The following is a 16,089-nucleotide window of genomic DNA, read 5'->3' on the forward strand; positions in this document are numbered from 1 at the left end:
TTTGCCGCTCAACGCCTTGGTTTCGGGAAAAGCTAAATCGCCGTGCTTGCTGGTCGACAGGCCTAAGGCCACCAGTGACTCAACCATTTTGACCGCCGCGCTGACGCCATCGATCACCGGTACGCGCAGCTCACGAGTCAGCTCCTGGGCCAGCGTCGCCATCCCACCGCAGCCCAGCACGATGGCCCCGCAGCCGTCCTCTTTTAGCGCCTGAATACAGCGCGCGCGTACCTTCTCCTGCGCCACACCGCTGCCGTCCTCCAGCGCCAGCACCGGTAAATCAATGGCGTGCAGGGCCGCGCAGTGGTCATGAAAACCATACTGATGCAGCAGATGACGGGCGATGATCAGAGTGCGCGGCAGCGTGGTCACAATGGAGAAACGGGTGGCCACCAGCGTCGCCATATGCATCGCCGCTTCGGCAATGCCCACCACCGGCCCCTGCGCCAGCTCGCGCGCCGCCAGCAGACCGGGGTCGCCAAAACAGGCGATCACGTGCCCGTCGACCCCCTGTTGACGACCGGCGTTGATCAGCTCCAGCACGCCCACGGCGGCGATGGCTTCATCAAAGTGGCCCTCTATCGATGGGACGCCTTCGCGGGGGCAGACCGCCAGAATCTCGGTTCCCGGCGCGGCGACCGCCCGCGCGGCGGCGCCGATGGTTTCCGTCATGGCCAGGCTGGTGTTGGGGTTGATGACTTGTATACAAACAGCGGCCATTACGGCTCCTTATAACCGGCAAACAGCCGGGCAAAATCAGGTAGGGTCACGCCAGAACGCTCAAAGCAAAGGCTGGCGACGATATGTTCAAAATGGTGACTTAACGCATCGCTCAGCGGCTGCAGCGCCTTGTCGCGCAGCAGTTGGACAAGCCGTTCGTGATCGTCGCAGCGGCAGCCCTGACGCCACGGCGATCCCCACGCTGCGATAACTAATGAAGAGCGCTGGCTCAGGCGGGTCACCATCTCGGTGAGCACCTGATTGCCGGAGATCGCCTGCAGCTGAATATGAAACTCGGCGGAGTAGCGGATCGCCGCCGGGCCGTCATAGCGTTCATGGGCCTGCTGCTCCTCACGGATAATGGCCTCCAGCGCCGCGAGGTGCGGCGGCTGACAGCGGGCCAGCACATCCGGCAGGTTGGCCACCTCCAGCAGCGCGCGGGTGCGGAAGATCTCTTGCGCCTCTTCTACCGTCGGGCTGGCGACCTGTGCACCGCGTTTGGGCGTCAGGGCGACCATTTGCACTGTCGCGAGTCGTTGCAGCACCTTTCTGATCCCGGTACGGCTTACGCCGAACACTTCCGCCAGGGCCTCCTCCGGCAGTTTGCTCCCCGGCGGCAGCTGATGCTCGACGATCGCGGTCATCAGCGCCTGATAGATGGATTCGTCTTTATCCTGCAGTTCTGGCGCGGCCTGCAGACGATGTTGGTTGCTCATTCACCACTCCGGTTTTTGCTTTTTGATATCGGATCGTATACATAAAATTTAATTCTTGCATACAAAAATAACTACTTTGGCCTAAATCCTGCAACAGCCTCAGCAATCCATTTAAACGGGTGTTCATTTACAGGAGCAGGTTTCATGCCAAATCAACAAAATACGCATCAGGTTAAGGCCGCTGATCCCCACGCTGGATACAGTCCGCGACTTTGCAATGAGGATCTGGCGCCGACGCGCGACCAGAACTGGAGCTGGTACAACATCTTTTCTTTTTGGATGTCGGACGTGCACAGCATGGGGGGCTACGTGGTGGCGGCGAGCTTCTTTACGCTCGGGCTGGCGAGCTGGCAGGTGCTGCTGTGCCTGCTGGTGGGGATTTGCATCGTTCAACTGTGCGCCAACCTGGTGGCGAAGCCCAGCCAGATGGCGGGCGTGCCCTACGCAGTCATTTGTCGTCAGGCGTTTGGCGTGTTTGGGGCCAATATCCCGGCGGTGATCCGCGGGCTTATCGCCTTCGCGTGGTACGGCATTCAGACCTATCTCGCCGCCAACGCGCTGATGCTAGTGCTACTGAAGTTCTGGCCATCGCTATCGACGCTCACAGCATCCAGCGTCCTCGGCCTGTCGCATCTGGGCTGGCTCTGCTTCGCCACCATGTGGCTGCTGCAGGCGATGGTGTTCTGGCACGGAATGAACGCCATCAAGCGCTTTATCGATATCGCCGGCCCGGCGGTCTACGTGGTGATGCTGGCGCTGGCGGGCTGGATTGTATACAAAACCGGTTTTGACGGGATCTCCTTCACCCTCGCCAGTAAGTCGCTGAGCGCCGGGGAGCAGACCTGGCAGATGATCACCGCCACCGCGCTGGTGGTCTCCTACTTCTCCGGCCCGCTGCTCAACTTTGGCGATTTCTCGCGCTACGGCAAAAGCATGGGTGATATCCGCCGCGGCAACCGCTGGGGCCTGCCGTTTAACTTCCTGCTGTTCTCCATCGTGACCGTGGTGATTGTCTCCGGCACGCAGTCGCTGTTTGGCCGCATGATCACCGACCCGATTGAGACCGTGAGCCGCGTGGGCAACGACCTGGCGGTCGCCATTGGCCTGCTGACCATGATCACCGCCACCATCGGGATTAATATCGTGGCCAACTTTGTCTCCCCGGCGTTCGATTTCTCGAACTGCTCGCCGCAGAAAATCAGCTTCCGCACCGGCGGGATGATTGCCGCCGTGGGGTCTATTCTGCTGACGCCGTGGAACCTGTTTAATTCGCCGGAGCTTATCCACTACACCCTTGATGTGCTGGGGGCGTTTATCGGCCCGCTGTTCGGCATCCTGATTGTGGATTTTTACATCATTAAGCGCGGTAAAGTTTCCGTCAACGACCTGTTTGACGACACGCCAAAGGGCCAGTACTGGTACCGCAACGGCTTTAACCCGAAAGCGATCGCCGCCCTGATACCCTCCGTCGCTATTGGTCTGGTCATCAGCTTTATTCCGGCCCTGCACGAAGTGGCCAACTTTAGCTGGTTTATTGGCGTCTTCTTGAGCGGCGTGGCCTACCGCTGGATTGCCCGCGACGAGCCCGTCGGCGCGACGGCCGGTTTCAGCGCCCTCGCCCAGAAAGAGTAACCCCGTCCCCCCGCCGCGGCGTCACGTCGCGGCGGCTCTTCGCCTGCGCAAACTGGCATTATTCTTGCTGAATCAACCTATCCTTTCGCTAACCCACAGGGCAGCTATGATGTTTGACTACCATGCCGCAGTTCGCGGCGCATTTTTCGATATCGCCGCCGTTGCCGAGAGCGCTGACGATATCGCCCGCCATGCGCGCTATCTGGAGGATGGCGTGCTGTTTCTTCGCGACGGACGCGTTCAGGCGCTCCTGCCATGGCAGGAGGGCGAAAGGTACCTGCACCCGCAGAAGGGCTATCGCGACCTGCGCGGTAAGCTGCTGCTGCCGGGGTTTGTCGATGCCCACGTCCACTATCCGCAAACCGAGATGATTGGCGCATTTGGCGAGCAGCTGCTGGAGTGGCTCACCACCTATACCTTTCCGGTGGAGAGCCAGTTTGCCGATGCCGACTACGCCGCCGAGATCGCGCAATTTTTTGTCAACCAGCTGCTGAGCCACGGCACCACCACCGCGCTGGTTTTTTGTACACTGCATCCGGAATCGGTGGATGCCCTGTTTAACGAAGCGCTGCGCCTGAATATGCGCCTGCTCGCCGGGAAGGTCATGATGGATCGCCACGCGCCCGATTATCTGAGCGAAAGCGCGGAGCAGAGCTACCGGCAAACCCGCGAACTGATTGAACGCTGGCACCAGCGCGGCCGCCTCGGCTACGCCATTACGCCGCGCTTCGCGCCGACCTCGACGCCGGAGCTACTGGCGGCGGTGCGGCAGCTACGGGAAGAATTTCCCGATACCTGGCTGCACACCCATCTGAGCGAAAACCTCAACGAAGTGGCGTGGGTAAAAAGCCTGTGGCCAGAGCATGAGCACTATCTCGACGTCTACCATCACTATCGGTTGACCGGCGAGCGCAGCGTGTTTGCCCACGGCATTCACCTTGCGGACGCCGAGTGGCAGTGCCTGCACGAAACCGGTTCAGCGCTGGCCTTTTGCCCAACGTCGAACCTGTTCCTCGGCAGCGGGCTGTTTCGTTTACCGGTCTGCTGGCAGAACAAGGTGCGCATGGGCATCGGTAGCGATGTTGGCGCGGGCACCACCTTCAGTATGCTGCGCACCCTCGGCGAGGCGTATAAGGTCAGCCAGCTGCAAAGCTATCGCCTTCGCGCCAGTGAAGCCTTCTACCATGCGACCCTTGGCGGCGCGCGCGCTCTGCGCCTGGATGAGAAGATTGGCAATTTCCAACCCGGCAAAGAGGCCGATTTTGTGGTTATCGACCCGGCGGTCACGCCGCTGCAGCGCTTACGCAGCGGGCGCTGCAAGGATATCTATGAGCAGCTGTTCGTGCTGATGACCCTGGGCGATGAACGCAATATCAGCGAGACGTGGGTAAACGGCGAGCGCGTGTGGGGGGATGCAGCTGCGCAGTAGTCCCTTTCCCGGGTCGCGGCGCAAGCGCCTTACCCGGGCTACCAGAGGACAAATGACATTGAACGCGCGGCGCCGCCTCCTGGGAAATTTAGCTGCCGCGATAGGTGGACCAGCCGCCGGGAGCGATTAAAAACGGTAAGTGATAGTGCCCGCCAGCCGCTTCGCGGATGGCGAAATCAATCTGCGCGCTCAGGTAGAGCGTCTCGCGCCCGCTGGCGGTAAACCACTCGCCAATTTCCGCACTCAACCGGTAACGCCCCATCGCCAGCGGTCCGGCGCCGAGTTCGCCAATGCGGCCGTTCTCATCGGTAGTCCCGCGGGCAATCAGCGCGCCTTCGCGCTCCAGCACAACCTTCACGCCCTGCGCCGGTCGGCCGGTAGAGATATCCAGAATATGGGTGCTTAAGGTACTCATTCGCCAATTGCTCCTTCCAGTCTTAATAAGGTGATTTCGCGCAGCTGCGCTAACGCATCCTGAACTTCTGCGCGATCGCTGTTTTGCAGGCGACGCGACAGCGCCGCTAAGATTTCATCCCCGCTGCGCCCTTTCGCGCGAATCAAAAAAATCCGGCCAAATCGCGCTTCGTAGCGGGCGTTGCCCTCTTTCAGCGCCAGCGCCAGCGCAGCATCGCGCTCATCAACGCTTCCCTGCTCCTGACGCGAGAGCGCCGCGTGCGCCTGAGACCCGGCGGGCTTTTCGCCGATACGCGGATGGGCGCTTAGCGCCTCGGTCAGCTCCGCTTCGCCCCACGCCGCCATCAGCCGCTCGGCGGCGCTGAGCAAATCAGCGCGGCTACGCCAGGGCCGGCCGGCGGCGAGCGCCGCCGCCCAACCAGCAACGGCAACGCAGGGCGCCAGCAGGGAAACGGCCTCTTCGCCGCTCAGTTGGTTAAAGTGATTCAGCGCGATCATCGGTGCTCCTTGTGGCCGCCGCCGCGGCCGGTTTCTCTTCCGGAATAATCAGATTCAGGACAATCGCCACCAGCCCGCCGCTGGTCGCCGCAGAGCCGAACAGGTTACCCACGATCGGCGGGAAGTGGGTCAGAAACGCCGGGACTGCCTCAATGCCAAGACCAAAACCGAAGGCCAGGCCAACGATCAGCATATCGCGGCGGGTCAGCGGTTTCTGGGTGATAATGCGGATCCCTGCCGCCACAACGCAGCCAAACATCACCATCGTCGCGCCGCCCAGCACCGGCGCCGGGATCTGGCGCAGTATCTCGCCGAACGGCGGAAACAGTCCCAGCAAAATCAAAATCACCCCAATGTAGCGGCCAACGTAGCGGCTGGCGACGCCGGTCATCTGAATCACGCCGTTGTTTTGCGCAAAGGTGGTATTGGGGAACGCGCACAGCATCGCCGCCACCATGCAGCTTATGCCATCGGCAAGAATGCCGCCTTTCAGCCGGGAACGGAAGGCCTCGTCATCTATCGACTGCTGAGAGATCAGGCAGTTAGCCGTCAGATCCCCCACCGCCTCAAGAATGCAGACCAGCGACACCAGCGCAATCGGCAGAAAAATCGCGCTGTTAAACTGAAAACCAAACGGAAACAGCTGCGGCAAGCGGAACCAGACATCGCCGACGCCTTTAAGCTGGAACGATCCGCTCAGCGCCGCCGCCGCGCAGCCGACGGCAATCCCCACCACCACTGAAGAGAGGCGCAGCCAGCGGTTTTTCGCGCAGCTTAGCAGGACGATGGTCCCGAGTGTGCCCGCGCCGAGGGCGATATTGCTCATGCTGGCAAATGCTTTCGCCTGCTCGCCGCCGCACCAGTTAATGACGCTGACTTTAATCAGGCTAATGCCGATCAGCGCTATCACGCTACCGGTAATCACCGGAGTAAAAATGCGCTTCAGCGGTTCAATAAAGCGGCTGACGAGGCATGGTACCAGCGCGGCGACGAAGTTGACGCCAAACAGCATGGCCATAATATCCTGCGGCGTACCACCCTGCCCTTTTACCCACATACCGCCGGCAATGGCGACGCCGAGGAACGCAAAGCTAGTGCCCTGCATACAGATCATGCCCGCACCGATCCCCCAAACGCGGTTGGATTGCAAAAAGGTGCCAATGCCGGAGGCCAGCAGGGACATGCTGATCAAATAGGGCAGCCACTCCCCCAGCCCCAGCGCCGCGCCGATAATCAGCGGTGGGGTGATAATGCCCACCAGCCCGGCGAGTACGTGCTGTAAAGCGCTAAAAAAAGCCGGAAGCGGCGGTATCCGCTGCTCGAGGCCGTACAGTAAGCCGCCGTTTTTTTCATCTGACATGGTCGTTTCATCCCGTTGCGAATAAGCGTGCGGGAACGGGTGCACAAAACAGGCCAAATTCGCTCACACTTGCGCAACATTTAATTTTTCCTCTGTTTTACAAAGAGATAAATCATCTACCGGGTTAACACCTGTGCGCCCAGGCTGGCCACCGTAATGAAACTTTAGATTCTACATTCCCAATATAGAAATTATTGATTCATAAAAAGGCAACAAAACCCCCATCACGCACCACGACTGTGCAACCGCACGATGGCGGGGAGGCCGAATCGGCGAAATCCGCGCCTGCGCCAAAGTGGTACGCAAATTGCTCAAGCCAATCACGACGTATGTAAAGGAGAAGCAAATGAAAGCATTAGTTATCGGCGGCGGAATCGGCGGCCTGAGCGCGGCGGTGGGGTTAAAAAATGCAGGTATCCATTGCGAAGTCTTTGAAGCGGTGAAAGAAATCAAACCGGTGGGCGCGGCCATCTCCATCTGGCCGAACGGCGTGAAGTGCATGAAGCATTTAGGTATGGGCGATATTATCGAGAACTACGGCGGGCCGATGCATTTTCTCGCTTATAAGGATTATCTGCGCGGGGAGGATCTGACCCAGTTCAGCCTCGCTCCGCTGGTAGAGCGTACCGGCGGCCGCCCCTGTCCGGTTTCCCGCGCTGAACTGCAGCGCGAGATGCTCGCCTTCTGGGGACGCGACGCCGTGCAGTTTGGTAAACGCGTCACCCGCTGCGAAGAACACGCCGACGGCGTTCGCGTCTGGTTTACCGACGGATCGATGGCAGAGGGAGATTTTCTGATTGCCGCCGACGGTAGCCATTCGGCGTTGCGTCCTTACGTGCTCGGCTATACCCCTGAGCGCCGCTACGCTGGTTACGTTAACTGGAACGGTCTGGTAGAGATTGATGAAGCGATTGCGCCGGGCAACCAGTGGACCACTTTCGTCGGCGAGGGGAAACGGGTGTCGCTGATGCCGGTCTCCGATGGCCGGTTTTACTTTTTCTTTGATGTTCCGCTGCCGGCAGGGCTGGCCGAGGATCGCAGCACGCTACGGGCGGATCTCAGCCGCTACTTTAGCGGCTGGGCGCCGCAGGTGCAGAAGCTGATCGCCGCCCTCGATCCGCAGACCACCAACCGTATTGAAATCCATGATATTGAACCTTTTGCGCGGCTGGTTCGCGGCAAGGTAGCGCTGCTGGGCGATGCCGGGCACAGCACCACGCCGGATATCGGCCAGGGCGGCTGCGCGGCGCTGGAGGATGCGGTGGTGCTGGGAGACCTGTTCCGCGAGAGCCGCGACATCGCCGAGGTATTGCGCCAGTACGAAGCGCTGCGCTGCGATCGGGTCCGCGACCTGGTGCTGAAGGCGCGGAAACGCTGCGATGTGACCCATGGTAAAGATATGGCGCTGACGCAAGCCTGGTATCAAGAGCTGGAAACCGAGACCGGAGAGCGGATTATCAACGGCCTGTGCGAAACCATTCAGGGCGGCCCGCTGGGGTAAAAATGTTGGCATCGGCGCCCTTCCCGGCTCGCGGCGTAAACGCCTTAGCCGGGCTATCGGCCAACAGATGGTAGTGAACCCGCTGCCCCGGCCTGCATCTCCTCCATCACGGCGGTCAGCTTCTGGATCGCCATCTGCGCCGGGCGGGAGAGCTGGCGCGACGGCGCGGCGCACAGGGCCAGGGTGAGCGGGCGCAGCAGCTTGTTGCGTAGCGGGACAAACGCCAGCTGCCCGAGCTTCACCTCTTCCAGCACGTCCAGACGGCTGAGAATCGTCACGCCGCCGCCTTTCAGCACCAGCGATTTGATCAGCCGGATATCGTTACAGCTAATACTGTTGGCCGGAGCAAAATCATAATGGCGATAAAGCATCGCGACCCGATCATGGACGATCAGCGGCGCGCCGGGGACAATATGCCGCTCCTCGCTTAGCTCCCCTGGCGACAGCATCGCGGCCTGCGCCTGAGGATGATCCGGGCGCATTACCGCGCCCATCTCCAGCTCGGCAAAGGCCAGCACGCTCAGCCCCGCCTGGCCTTCAGGATCCAGAATCAGGCCGAAATCGAGATCCGCCTGCCGCACCTTCTGGCTGATGGTATGGCTATCCGCCACCTGCAGATTCAGCTCCAGCCACTGCCAGCTGGCGATAATGTCCGCCAGCGCGCCGGCAAAGCTCCCTTCCGCCAGCGCCTGCACCATGCCAAGACTAACGCTGCCGCGCTTCAGCCCCTGCAGCTCATCAAACTTTTGCCGCGTCAGATGAAACTCCTTTTGCCAGCGCAGCAGATTGTCGTACAGCAGCTCCCCGGCGGTGGTCATGCGCAGCCCTTCCGGCAGGCGCTCAAACAGCGGCGTGCCAAAGGCCTCTTCCGCCTGCAAAATTTGCCGGTTGATGGCCGAAGCGGAAATATGCAGCTTTTCCGCCGCTCGCCGCAGGCTGCCGCTGCGGGCAACTTCGGCAAAATAGATAGCGAAACGTGAAAATGGGCTCATCGGTAACCTGTTCTCTTTTTTGCAACGGCTGGGTGAATTCTTGCTGATGGATGTCAACACCCTAATATGGCAACAATAAACTCACAACAATTAAACAAATGTTTTTGTGAGCAGGAAGAGAAGCCATGAACAAACCACAACCCACCCCGCCCGCCCATTGCACCTTTGAGCCCGAGGACTGGCTGCGCCTGGCGAAATGCTGGCATCCCGTCGCCCGCGCCTGCGATATCGGCCCCGCGCCGGTAAAAGCCACCCTGCTTGATGAACAGCTGGTTATCTATCGTATCAAGGGCCAGGTGGTGGTCGCTCGCGACGTCTGTCCCCACCGCGGCGTGCCGCTGACGCTCGGTTTTCACGACGAAGAAGGGATCGTCTGCCCGTACCACGGCCTGCGCTTCGGCGAAGATGGCCGCTGTAACCGTATCCCGTCCAGCCCCGACCAGCCGGTACCGGCGAAGCTCAACCTCACCAGCTTTGCGGTTGAGGAACGCTATGGCCTGATCTGGACCTGCATGGCCTTCGACCCGGAGAACCCGATGCCGCTGCCGGTGATGCCGCACTGGCACGACGACGGCTTTCAGCAAATCAACTGCCCGGCCTTTGAGGTCAACGGCTTTGCGGGCCGCCAGGTCGAGGGCTTTCTGGACGTCGCCCATTTCGCCTGGATCCACACCGATACCTTCGCCGACCCGGATAACCAGGTGGTGCCAAACTACACCCCGCAGGAGACGCCGTTTGGTTTTATCGCCGATTACTGGAGTTCGGTCGGCAACTATCCCGCCAGCTCCGAGTTTCGCGCGCCGGAAGGCTTTCAGTGGCTGCGCCATTTCGAGATGCATCTGCCGTTTACCGCCACCCTGACGATTCATTTTCCCGGGGAGGCCCGGCTGGTGATTATGAACGCCGCCTCGCCGGTTTCTTCACGGATCACCCGGATGTTCGCGCCCATCGCGCGTAATTTCGATCTGCACGTGCCGGTAGAGGATGTTCACGCCTTTAACCTGCGCGTCTTTGAGGAAGATCGCCTGATGGTGGAGACCCAGCGCCCGGAGAGACTGCCGCTGGATTTAACGCTCGAAGCGCATATCCCCGCCGATCGCAGCTCCATCGCCTACCGCCGCGGGCTGAAAAAAATGGGCTTCGGCGACTTTTTCCTCGTTTAAGTGGAGAGCCATCATGAGCGATGTAGTAGAGGTTATCGTTGACGGCATCTGGCGCCAGGGTAGCCAGAGCCTCGCCGTCAGGCTGGTGGCGCAGGACGGCCGACCGCTCCCCGCCTGGCAGCCCGGCGCGCATATTGACGTACATCTGCCGTGCGGCATTATCCGCCAGTATTCCTTGACCGGCCCGGACGATCCTGACGACGGCTACCTGATCTGCGTGGCGCTGGAGAAAGCATCTCGCGGCGGCTCGCGCTATATCCACCAGCAGCTGCGCCCCGGCCAGACGCTGTTGATTTCTCCCCCGCGCAATCTGTTTCCTTTACGTACGGCGGAACGGGTGACGCTGCTGGCGGCCGGGATCGGCATTACGCCGCTGTACGCGATGGCGCTTAGGCTTAAGGCGGAAGGCGTGCCGTTTACCCTGCACTATTACCTGAAAAACCGCGCGCAGGGGGCGTTTGTCCGCGAACTGCAGCGGCGATTCAGCGCCGAAAGCGTGGTGATTCACAGCTCTTGCGAAGGAGACAGCGCCCGGCAACATTTAGCCGCCGCGCTGAACAAGACGCATAGCGGATATCCGATTTATCTCTGTGGACCTGAGGGATTTATGGTCGCCGCGCGTCGGGCGGCCATGGAACGGGGCTGGGCGGAAACGCAGATCCATAGCGAAGCCTTTCAGCCCACCGCTGCGCCAGCCGGCGCTGGGGAGGGAGAAACCTTTAACGTGACGCTTGCGTCCTCGGGAGAGCGGTGGCCGGTGCCCCCGCATAAAACCATCGCCCAGGTGCTCCAGGAAAACGGCGTCGCCGTCCCGCTCTCCTGCGAGATGGGGATTTGCGGCGCCTGCCTGACGCCGGTTATCGAAGGGGTTGTCGATCATCGCGACACCGTACAGTCGGAGGCGGAGAAATCCGCCAGCGCGCAGCAGATCGCCCTGTGCTGCTCGCGCAGCCGGTCGGCGAATCTGTGCATTGATTTATAGCCCGGCGCCGCTAGCGGGCGAAAACTCGCGCCTCGCCCACCACCTCAATACGTACCGCTGCCCCCGGCCGCCATAACTGCCGGCTGACGGTTTTAACGAGCAGCGGCTCGCGCTGGCCGGGCAGCGTCAGGGTTAACGTGGAGAGATGGCCGCTAAAGTCCACATCGCGTACGGTAAGCTGCGGGTCATCCGCCCGGCAGGGAGAAATAACCAGCTGCTCGGGGCGCAGCATCACCCTTCCCTGGCCGACGGCCTGCGGATTGTCGGTTAAGACTTCGCCTATCGCGCAGCGCGCTCGGCCGCCGCGCAGTTCGGCGGGCAGCACCAGCGCATCGCCGAGAAAAAGCGCGGTCTCTTCATCAACCGGGTGACTGTAGACCTCATACGGCGTACCAACCTGGGCAAAGCGCCCCTGACGCATCACCGCGACCTGGCTGGCAAAGGAGAGCGCTTCATTCTGATCGTGGGTGACCAGAATCGACGCGATACCGGCCTGCGCCAGTAAATCAGCGGTGGCTTTACGCGTAGCCGCGCGCAGTCCGGTATCGAGGGCGGAAAAAGGTTCATCCAGCAACATCAGCGCGGGCCGCTGTGCCAGCGCGCGCGCCAGGGCCACGCGCTGCTGCTGACCGCCGGAAATTTCGTGCGGCCAGTGGTTCGCCAACTGACTGTCCAGCGAGACCCTCTCCATTAGCGCCGCCACCTGCTGGTATTTCTCCTGGCGACTGCCATCGAGCCCCCAGGCGATATTGTCCGCGACGTTCAGATGGGGGAACAGCGCGCCCTCCTGCGGCACGTAGCCCACCCCGCGCAGGTGGGCGGGAATAAATGTCCCCTGCGCAAACAGCGTGCGCCCCTGCATAACAATCCGCCCGCTATCCGGCGTTTCGAAACCCGCCAGGATCCGCAGCAACGTGGTTTTACCGGAGCCGGAGGGGCCGACAATCGCCGTGCGGCTGCCTGCGGCCACCGTCAGATTGAGGTTTTCGAGCACCCGCGTACCGGCAAAAGATTTTGAGATTGAGGAGAGTTCAAGCATTTACAGGCCTGCGATTTTTTTCGACTGAATATAGAGAATGCCGGTCAGCGGCAGCGAAAGCAGAATCATCAGCATCGCGTAAGGGGCGGCGGCGACATAATCAATTTCGCTGGTCAACGCCCAGAAGCCGGTTGACAGCGTGCGGGTGCCGAGCGGAGAGAGCAGCAGCGTGGCGGTCAATTCATTGGTGATGCCGAGAAACACCAGCGCCGCCCCCGCCGCCGCGCCCGGCGCCGCCAGCCGCATGGTGACACTCCACAGCGCCCGGCCGGGGCTGCGGCCTAAACTGCGGGCGACGTTTTCCAGCTCGACGGGGGCCTGCGCGATCCCGGCCCGCAGGTTAACCAGCGCCCGGGGCATAAACATCAGCAGCCAGGCGAGCAGCAGCGTGACCTCGGTCTGATAGATGGGGCGCGCGTAGTGAATGGTGACCGTCACCAGCGCCAGCGCCGTCACGATGCCGGGCAGCGAGCTGGTCATGTAGTTACACCCTTCCAGCAGACGAAAAAGAGGCTGCGGATAGCGAACGCCCAGCCAGGCGATGGGAATTGCGCAGGCGGTGGTAAGGAGCGCGCCCACCGCGCCGAGCAGCAGCGTTTGCCGCAGAGAGAGCCACAGGTCGGCGCTCATCCAGTTTTCCACGCCGCCCAGCCAGAGCCAGCGGCAAAGCACCATCAGCGGTATCCCCAGCGCCAGCATCACCAGCGTCAGCAGCGCGAGCTGGAGAGGGATCGCCGCCAGCCGACTCAGCGGCTGCCGCTGCTGTTCGCGCGCGGCGCCCGAACCGATGCGGGCATAGCGCGCCTTCCCCCGCGATGCTCCTTCCAGCAGCAAAATGGCCAGGCAGCAAAGCGCCAGCACCCCGCCCAGCATATTTGCCGCCGGGCCGCTGAAGGTTGACTGGAACTGATCATAGATAGCGGTGGTAAAAGTATCGAAACGGACCATCGCGAAGAGGCCGAACTCCGCCAGCAGATGCAGCGCCACCAGCAGCGCTCCGCCGCATATCGCCAGCCTGAGCTGCGGCAAAACCACGCGGAAAAAGATCCGCCACGGCGGCGTACCTAATGAAGCGGCAACATCTTCCAACGTCGGGTCCAGCCGCCGCAGAACGGCGGCAACCGGCATATAGATAAACGGGTAATAGGCCAACAGCGAGAGAAAAACCCCGGCAGACAGGCCGTGCATTGCCGGCACCGCGCTGACCCAGGCGTAGCTTTGTACAAAGGCCGGGATCGCCAGCGGCGCAACCGCCAGCACCGACCAGACTCGCCGCCCCGCCAGCAGCGTACGCTCCGTCAGCCAGGCCAGGCCAACGCCCAGCACAATGCACAGCGGTACCGTCAGCGCGATAAGCCACAGGGTGTTGCTCAACAGCTCGGCGACGCGGGGGCGAAAGACCAGCGCCTGGATTGTCTCCCAGCCGGTATCGACCCCTACGGCAATAACAAAACCCGGCGGCAAGAGCGCCAGTAGAGAAAACAGAACGGCTAACGCGATCATCGGAAAAGCAGGACGCCTGCGCTCGGGCAGGCGTTGGGCTTTTTTTCCGAGCGCGAAACTCAGAGAAGACATAGCGTATTCACTTTAACGGACGATTACAGCAGGCCAGCCTGGGTCATCAAATCGACCACTTTTTTGCTGTTCAGCGAAGACGGTTCAACTTTCGGCGCCTCTAACGCCTGCAGCGGCGTCAGCTTCGGGTTGGATGCGGCGTTAACGCCAACGGCATATTCAAAGGCGTTGTTGGTGCGCAGCTCATCCTGCCCCTGCTTGCCGGTGATCCACTTGATAAAGGCCTGAGCCTGTTCCTGATGTTTGCTGGAGGCCAGAACGCCGCCGCCGGAAATGCTGACAAAGGCGCCAGGATCCTGGTTTTTAAAATAGTGGAGACGGGTATTTTTGCTGTTCTCGCCGGTTTTCGCCTGATCGACAAAGCGGTAGTAATGATAGATAACGCCGCCATCAATCTGACCGGCATTCACCGCTTTCATCACCGTGCTGTTGCCCTTGTAGGCCACAAAATTGGTTTTCATCGCTTTAAGCCACGCCAGGGTGGCCTGCTCGCCTTTCAGCGCCAGCATCGCGCTGACGATGGCCTGGAAATCCGCGCCGGATGGCGAAGCGGCCCAGCGCCCTTTCCACTGCGGTTGCGCCAGGTCCATCAGCGACTTCGGCAGCTGCGCTTCGCTGATTTTCGCCGGATTGTAGACGAATACGGTGCTGCGAGCGGCAATGCCTATCCAGCGGCCGTGCTCAGGGCGGTACTGCGAGGCGACCTGCTGAAGGGTCTCGGCCGCCAGCGGCGCAAACAGCTTCGCGTTATCCACCAGCACCATCGCCGGGGAGTTTTCGGTCAGAAAGACATCCGCCGGAGATGCCGTCCCCTCCTGCACCAGCTGATTCCCCAGCTCACTATCGCCGCCGTTCCGCAGCGTCACTTTAATTCCCGTCTCTTTGGTAAAACCGTCAACCCAGGACTTAACCAGATTTTCATGCTGCGCGTTGTAGACCACAATCCCGTCGCTGCTGGCCGCCGCCAACGCCTGCGGAGCAATAAACGCGGAAGAAGCCATCAATGCAGCGGAGCAATAAGACACCAGACGAAAACGCATACGCTAATCCTTAATAGAGGTGGGCAAAAGGTAACTGGCAGCCGGCCGGCAAGGATTAAATCACAGAGAAATGTGAATGATAATGCAAACAATTACCATCTAATTAAAAAAGAGAAATATACTGCGCGCGGGCGGCAACAGGCGAGGAAAATGCTATAAAAAAATAGCTGCCGCGATGAACATTAAAATAACCTTAAGACAGCTTAAGTTTATTTTACACTGCCTTCAAAACCCCACTGCGGGCGGGTTTTCGCCACTGCGTTAGCGAAAACTCCACTGCACGCTCACCACAAAGACGGCAGGAAGAATAATTCCGCTTTCCACGCCGAAATAATCGGTAAAGTTGTACTGAAAACCATGGTAAATATAGGGAGAAAAGCCAATGCCGGTCGCATCTTTAAAATCCTTGTAAGAACCATGGTCGCCGCAGTGCTCAAAGGCCGAGAAGAAAAACTCGCCAACGTAGCCATAAATTCCCTTAAATACCCAGCCGTTGCCCAGCGAGGCCCAGTCGCGGCGTACCCCCAGCGCGATGCAGCGATCGTCAAAGCTGTTTTTCATCGTTCCGGCCAGCAGGCTGTACTGAGAATCTTCGGAGAACTTGCGCTCAACGGAGGCAAACTGGTTGTCAAAGCCTTCGGTGTACTGCCCGTGGTTGTTCGACAGATGGTAAATCCAGGAGCCGGTATTCACCGAATAAAGATTGATTTCATCCGCTCGTAGGGCCGTAGAAGACATCAACAGGGCGGCGGCGGCCACCGCAGGCTTCATCATTTTTCTGCGCATCAACATCATCCCCTGATTCAGGCGTCGGCCCGGCTGGATAATAAGAGTATATACCCGTCGTCTTTCAAGTTGCTTCTTTGTTGGCTACGTTAGTTCACCCCAGTCACTTACTTGAGTAAGCTCCTGGGGATTAATGAGAGGCTCCTGCCTCTCACCGGAGGCCAGCCTTCGGCTGATCAAATTCGTCCCCGACGAATTTGTCACTCCCTTGCCGCCTCGAAGCAACTCGACATCTATTGGGT

General features: G+C 60.4%; 14 protein-coding genes and 1 pseudogene. 5 read left to right on the forward strand and 10 right to left on the reverse strand.

All coding sequences use genetic code 11. From position 1 onward, the window contains the following. Positions 1–720: pseudogene (gene hpxA / locus EGY08_RS04755) on the reverse strand (allantoin racemase); the annotation flags it as partial. Further along, complete coding sequence (locus tag EGY08_RS04760) at positions 720–1,436, reverse strand: GntR family transcriptional regulator (RefSeq protein WP_024359599.1); 717 nt, start codon at positions 1,434–1,436, stop codon at positions 720–722. The pseudogene hpxA and the gene EGY08_RS04760, both read right to left, overlap by 1 nt. Positions 1,437–1,580: 144 nt before the next feature. On the opposite strand from EGY08_RS04760, the gene EGY08_RS04765 reads away from it, so the two are divergent. Together EGY08_RS04765 and guaD are read left to right on the forward strand one after the other, a co-directional pair. After that, on the forward strand, positions 1,581–3,068 hold the full coding sequence (locus EGY08_RS04765; RefSeq protein ID WP_123828282.1) for an NCS1 family nucleobase:cation symporter-1: 1,488 nt from the start codon (positions 1,581–1,583) through the stop codon (positions 3,066–3,068). A 109-nt stretch (positions 3,069–3,177) separates the two neighbouring features. Beyond that, positions 3,178–4,497 (forward strand): guanine deaminase, encoded by a 1,320-nt coding sequence (gene guaD / locus EGY08_RS04770; protein WP_032742088.1) that lies wholly within the window; start codon positions 3,178–3,180, stop codon positions 4,495–4,497. A gap of 88 nt (positions 4,498–4,585) precedes the next feature. Here the strand turns inward: guaD and uraH are convergent, their stop codons facing one another. From uraH to EGY08_RS04785, 3 genes are read right to left on the reverse strand one after another with little or no spacing between them, the layout of a single operon-like run. Further along, the gene (gene uraH / locus EGY08_RS04775) at positions 4,586–4,912 is read right to left on the reverse strand and encodes a hydroxyisourate hydrolase (RefSeq protein WP_004131187.1); all 327 of its coding nucleotides are present in this window, start codon (positions 4,910–4,912) and stop codon (positions 4,586–4,588) included. Continuing rightward, a complete protein-coding gene (gene uraD, locus EGY08_RS04780) occupies positions 4,909–5,409 on the reverse strand; it encodes a 2-oxo-4-hydroxy-4-carboxy-5-ureidoimidazoline decarboxylase (protein WP_049112143.1) in 501 nt (166 codons plus the stop codon). Before uraD ends, uraH begins: the two co-directional genes overlap by 4 nt. Continuing rightward, a complete protein-coding gene (locus tag EGY08_RS04785; protein ID WP_004131184.1) occupies positions 5,387–6,769 on the reverse strand; it encodes a nucleobase:cation symporter-2 family protein in 1,383 nt (460 codons plus the stop codon). The genes uraD and EGY08_RS04785 overlap by 23 nt, the downstream gene beginning before the upstream one ends. A gap of 346 nt (positions 6,770–7,115) precedes the next feature. On the opposite strand from EGY08_RS04785, the gene hpxO reads away from it, so the two are divergent. Next, the gene (hpxO, locus tag EGY08_RS04790) at positions 7,116–8,270 is read left to right on the forward strand and encodes an FAD-dependent urate hydroxylase HpxO (protein WP_004131182.1); all 1,155 of its coding nucleotides are present in this window, start codon (positions 7,116–7,118) and stop codon (positions 8,268–8,270) included. A 53-nt stretch (positions 8,271–8,323) separates the two neighbouring features. Here the strand turns inward: hpxO and hpxR are convergent, their stop codons facing one another. Next, a complete protein-coding gene (gene hpxR, locus EGY08_RS04795; protein ID WP_123828283.1) occupies positions 8,324–9,262 on the reverse strand; it encodes a LysR family hpxDE operon transcriptional regulator HpxR in 939 nt (312 codons plus the stop codon). 125 nt (positions 9,263–9,387) lie between these two features. On the opposite strand from hpxR, the gene hpxD reads away from it, so the two are divergent. Next, entirely contained in the window at positions 9,388–10,425 is a 1,038-nt protein-coding gene (gene hpxD / locus EGY08_RS04800) for a molybdenum cofactor-independent xanthine hydroxylase subunit HpxD (protein ID WP_004131179.1), read from the forward strand. Between the two features lie 13 nt (positions 10,426–10,438). Then, complete coding sequence (locus tag EGY08_RS04805; protein WP_004131177.1) at positions 10,439–11,407, forward strand: PDR/VanB family oxidoreductase; 969 nt, start codon at positions 10,439–10,441, stop codon at positions 11,405–11,407. Between the two features lie 10 nt (positions 11,408–11,417). Here EGY08_RS04805 and EGY08_RS04810 read toward each other — a convergent pair whose 3' ends face one another. The 4 genes from EGY08_RS04810 to EGY08_RS04825 form a co-directional block, all read right to left on the reverse strand. Then, a complete protein-coding gene (locus EGY08_RS04810; protein WP_004131175.1) occupies positions 11,418–12,446 on the reverse strand; it encodes an ABC transporter ATP-binding protein in 1,029 nt (342 codons plus the stop codon). Then, the gene (locus EGY08_RS04815; protein WP_004131173.1) at positions 12,447–14,021 is read right to left on the reverse strand and encodes an ABC transporter permease; all 1,575 of its coding nucleotides are present in this window, start codon (positions 14,019–14,021) and stop codon (positions 12,447–12,449) included. Positions 14,022–14,044: 23 nt separating this feature from the next. Further along, the gene (locus tag EGY08_RS04820) at positions 14,045–15,061 is read right to left on the reverse strand and encodes an iron ABC transporter substrate-binding protein (protein ID WP_123828284.1); all 1,017 of its coding nucleotides are present in this window, start codon (positions 15,059–15,061) and stop codon (positions 14,045–14,047) included. Between the two features lie 261 nt (positions 15,062–15,322). Then, positions 15,323–15,799: a hypothetical protein gene (locus EGY08_RS04825; protein ID WP_162626023.1), complete on the reverse strand. Its 477-nt coding sequence runs from the start codon at positions 15,797–15,799 to the stop codon at positions 15,323–15,325. Positions 15,800–16,089 lie beyond the last annotated feature (290 nt).

This window comes from Klebsiella sp. FDAARGOS_511 (assembly GCF_003812845.1).
GTDB classification, from domain to species: domain Bacteria; phylum Pseudomonadota; class Gammaproteobacteria; order Enterobacterales; family Enterobacteriaceae; genus Klebsiella; species Klebsiella grimontii.

Excerpts from the sequence above, each read along its gene's own strand:
- EGY08_RS04760 (WP_024359599.1), bottom strand. The coding sequence starts at position 1,436 with ATGAGCAACCAACATCGTCTGCAGGCCGCGCCAGAACTGCAGGATAAA.
- EGY08_RS04765 (WP_123828282.1), top strand. The coding sequence starts at position 1,581 with ATGCCAAATCAACAAAATACGCATCAGGTTAAGGCCGCTGATCCCCAC.
- guaD (WP_032742088.1), top strand. The coding sequence starts at position 3,178 with ATGTTTGACTACCATGCCGCAGTTCGCGGCGCATTTTTCGATATCGCC.
- uraH (WP_004131187.1), bottom strand. The coding sequence starts at position 4,912 with ATGAGTACCTTAAGCACCCATATTCTGGATATCTCTACCGGCCGACCG.
- uraD (WP_049112143.1), bottom strand. The coding sequence starts at position 5,409 with ATGATCGCGCTGAATCACTTTAACCAACTGAGCGGCGAAGAGGCCGTT.
- EGY08_RS04785 (WP_004131184.1), bottom strand. The coding sequence starts at position 6,769 with ATGTCAGATGAAAAAAACGGCGGCTTACTGTACGGCCTCGAGCAGCGG.
- hpxO (WP_004131182.1), top strand. The coding sequence starts at position 7,116 with ATGAAAGCATTAGTTATCGGCGGCGGAATCGGCGGCCTGAGCGCGGCG.
- hpxR (WP_123828283.1), bottom strand. The coding sequence starts at position 9,262 with ATGAGCCCATTTTCACGTTTCGCTATCTATTTTGCCGAAGTTGCCCGC.
- hpxD (WP_004131179.1), top strand. The coding sequence starts at position 9,388 with ATGAACAAACCACAACCCACCCCGCCCGCCCATTGCACCTTTGAGCCC.
- EGY08_RS04805 (WP_004131177.1), top strand. The coding sequence starts at position 10,439 with ATGAGCGATGTAGTAGAGGTTATCGTTGACGGCATCTGGCGCCAGGGT.
- EGY08_RS04810 (WP_004131175.1), bottom strand. The coding sequence starts at position 12,446 with ATGCTTGAACTCTCCTCAATCTCAAAATCTTTTGCCGGTACGCGGGTG.
- EGY08_RS04815 (WP_004131173.1), bottom strand. The coding sequence starts at position 14,021 with ATGTCTTCTCTGAGTTTCGCGCTCGGAAAAAAAGCCCAACGCCTGCCC.
- EGY08_RS04820 (WP_123828284.1), bottom strand. The coding sequence starts at position 15,061 with ATGCGTTTTCGTCTGGTGTCTTATTGCTCCGCTGCATTGATGGCTTCT.
- EGY08_RS04825 (WP_162626023.1), bottom strand. The coding sequence starts at position 15,799 with ATGTCTTCTACGGCCCTACGAGCGGATGAAATCAATCTTTATTCGGTG.